Source organism: Rhodococcus quanlei, from assembly GCF_055231015.1.
Window position 1 is genome coordinate 1 of record NZ_JBUYWD010000038.1, and the last position, 3,036, is coordinate 3,036.

Here is a 3,036-nt window from a genome sequence, read left to right on the forward strand (position 1 = left end):
AGACGGCGCAGCGACTCGAAGACGAAGCCCGCGCCGCCAAAAAGCAGGTGGAACGGGCAGAAGCCGACCCAGGTCTCGACGAGGCCGGCCGAACCTACACCGACGACGCCCAATTGGCCGCCGCCCAAGCACGTTTGGATGCAGCCACCGATGCACTCAGACGTGCACGGCAAGAACTCCAAGACATCATCGACCGCGCCGAACGCCTCCTGCGACAACACAGCGAGCTGGCCGCCCTCACCGCGCAAGCCCTCGACAAAGCCTGCAGCGACGCACCCGAAGAAGGCTTCTTCGAGGGCCTCTTCAACACGCTCGAGGACATCGGCGGAGGCATCGCCGACCTCGCCGCCGACATCTGGCAATTCATCGAAGACAACGCAGACCTCATCAACGAGATCTCGAATGTCTTGTCTACCTGCAGCAGTGTTCTCGGTGTGGCATCAATGTTGACTTGGTGGTGTCCACCGTTGAGTGGTGCGCTGGGCACCGTGTCCCTTGGATTGGGTGCGGCAGCACTCGCAGGGCACGCACTCGCTAAAGCCGCTGGTGCCGACGTGGCGTGGACCACGTTGGTCATGGATGGCGTCGGTGCTGTTGGTGGCACCGGCGCCATGGTCATGAAAGGTCTTGGGGACAGTGCGCAGGCAAGCGCAATCGCAGCTCAAACAGCCGGCCGGTTCGACGACGCTGCAGCCTTTATGGCGAAATCGGGAAGCTGGGCAGATGCGAGTGCCACCCTGGGAAACACATCTACGATCGCCGGCGTAGCGGCCCCGTATCCATTGCAGGCAATGAACTACGAAGAAGGCGTCACAACGTTGCACCAAGACATCGGAACCTACTTGGTTCCCGACGACCTGCGTGAAGCCACCACAATCGCACTTACCGGTCCCATTGCGGGCCCCGTGGTGAACACAATTGTTGAGAACCGATGACGTTCACGATCGCTTTTCCCTCGGGATTCATTCCGATTCCAACCGGTGGTACCCGGGACGAGCGGAACCGCAACGCACATTCCATCGTCGATCTCTGCCCAGAGGACACCGATCGAGACGAAGTGGTGCGAGGAATTCTGGCTGCTGGCGATCTAATCGCAGCTAATGGCGGCGTCCTTGGTGGCCAGATAGCGCTCGCCGGGACCCAACCGGGGGTGTGCGCCACACTAAGCGTGTCAGTTCGATCGTTGACCGGGCACGCGCCAGATCTCCCATCCGACTCCCCCACCAGGGAAATCGCAAGAGCGATCGCCAACTCGATATCGAGCAATGGTTCACAGTCATTTGTCCAGTACCGAGAACTTCGCTGTGGTCCAGTAGTTCTCATCGCGCGAGCTGGCCACTTCCCGATTTCAGGGAAGTACACGTTAGATCAGCACCCAACTGATGCACCCAGCGATGCGATGCATGCGATCGTGCCGATGCCCGATGGCCAGTCCTTACTGTTCGTCGATGTCGCGACGTCGGCACATCAGCATTGGCCAGAGTTTCTGTCGATTGCCCTCAATGTCACCGACAGCATCCGGTTTGATGACCTGGACACAAAAGACACTACTAATCAAGATGAGTCGGAGAACTCCACCTAATGTTTCATCCAGAACACCCGTCCGCCGGTGCATTCGACGGGCGCGAGATCGTCGCTTTCCCTACCGTTGTGGGGTCAGGTCTGTCCCCCTCCGAAGTAGCGGCGATCGCCTACCGGCGCGGCTACGTGTTCGCATGGGGAGTTGGCAGCAGAACTGGAAAGACGGGCACATACTACTTCCGCAGATTGTTCCCCGAAGTACCTATTCCACACGGGACTCGATCGTGATCACTGAAACCCTAATACTGGCGACTGTGGAACAGACTGGAGAGCCTTCGTCCACACTCACCGATCGCCTAATAAGCCTGACCGTTCCGATATTAATTGTTCTCTCAACGGTAGCCGTCAGAATGTTTCCGGTCTACCACCGATGGAAGATAAAACGAGGAATCAAACGTGCGCCCGCCGCAGATCTCCAGGAAAGCCAGATAGCGCTCATGTTCGATGGAAGAAGGCTGGCGATCATCGACCACCGAAACTATACAATTCCGATCTCCACCATGAATCGCATCGCCAATAGCCACGGCTACTACTACATCGGCGAACGCGGATTCTCCTTCGGTAGTACACGAGTGGCGTTCCAGCGACTACCGCATCCGCCACCCCTGCCGATTCCCAATCTCTCGCAGAAGTGGCATCCCTACCCCGTTCCGCGCGAATGAACCTGATCTTGGCCCAAGCCGCCAACCCCGAAGCCGATCCGATTCCCTGGGTTCTATGGCTGATTTTTCCAACCTTCATAATCATGGTGGGCATGCTGGTTCTCGACAAGCTTCGCGATTTTCGCAGGCGACTCCAGCCTGCTTCGTACCAGGCGGAATGGCTCGCCGAACGCTTCGCCGGCCACTCCACGGTCAGCATACGCGCAAACGAGACTCGTTTCACACCAACCGAACTCGCTGCAATCGCCTACCAGAATGGCTTTGTCTTCGGATACGGCTACATGCTACGTAATTCCATCACCCGACACTATAGGTTCAATCGTGTCTTCTGGCCTGCGAAAGACACCCGTTCGCGCGTGAGCCCTTCGGAGACTTACCGTGAATACTGACATTCTTGCTGCAGTTCAGCCTGGATCCGTTACGTGGAACCTGCTGTGGTGCCTTCCATTCGCAGCCATCTTCGGACCACTCATCTATGGTTACTACTCGATCAGGCGAATCCGATCAGCACTGAATCCGGTGATCGAGGAATACAAGATCCGGCCGCCCGAGGTACCACCGGTCGACGTGGCGACCCATCCCGCAGCCGTGCTGTTCACCGGGGAGTCGATCGTGTTCACACCAGATACTCGGGGGCCAGTGGCGTTGCCACAGCTGGTTCAGGTTCAGGGCCCCGGCAAAGTCGTGAGTGATGCCTGCTGAACTGTTGTTTCGGTGCGTGATGAGGCTCGACGGAGAGTGCGGATTGGGGCGGGCACGACCGTTTCGGTCATGATTCAAGTTCCTACACCAG

At 58.1% G+C, this 3,036-nt stretch carries 5 protein-coding genes; all 5 read left to right on the plus strand.

What is annotated here, in order from left to right; genetic code table 11:
- Window positions 1-935: hypothetical protein (locus tag ACZI8Q_RS20555; RefSeq protein ID WP_463375431.1), on the plus strand; the 935-nt coding region annotated here is incomplete at its 5' end.
- The gene (locus ACZI8Q_RS20560; RefSeq protein WP_463375432.1) at window positions 932-1,582 is read left to right on the plus strand and encodes a hypothetical protein; all 651 of its coding nucleotides are present in this window, start codon (window positions 932-934) and stop codon (window positions 1,580-1,582) included. The genes ACZI8Q_RS20555 and ACZI8Q_RS20560, both read left to right, overlap by 4 nt.
- Before the next feature lie 223 nt (window positions 1,583-1,805).
- Window positions 1,806-2,243: a hypothetical protein gene (locus tag ACZI8Q_RS20565; protein ID WP_463375433.1), complete on the plus strand. Its 438-nt coding sequence runs from the start codon at window positions 1,806-1,808 to the stop codon at window positions 2,241-2,243.
- Window positions 2,240-2,632, plus strand: a complete 393-nt coding sequence (locus ACZI8Q_RS20570) for a hypothetical protein (protein WP_463375434.1) — start codon at window positions 2,240-2,242, stop codon at window positions 2,630-2,632. The genes ACZI8Q_RS20565 and ACZI8Q_RS20570 overlap by 4 nt, the downstream gene beginning before the upstream one ends.
- Window positions 2,622-2,945 carry a hypothetical protein gene (locus ACZI8Q_RS20575; protein WP_463375435.1) on the plus strand — a complete coding sequence of 108 codons (324 nt, stop codon included), beginning with the start codon at window positions 2,622-2,624 and terminating at the stop codon, window positions 2,943-2,945. The genes ACZI8Q_RS20570 and ACZI8Q_RS20575 overlap by 11 nt, the downstream gene beginning before the upstream one ends.
- The last annotated feature ends 91 nt before the right edge of the window (window positions 2,946-3,036 follow it).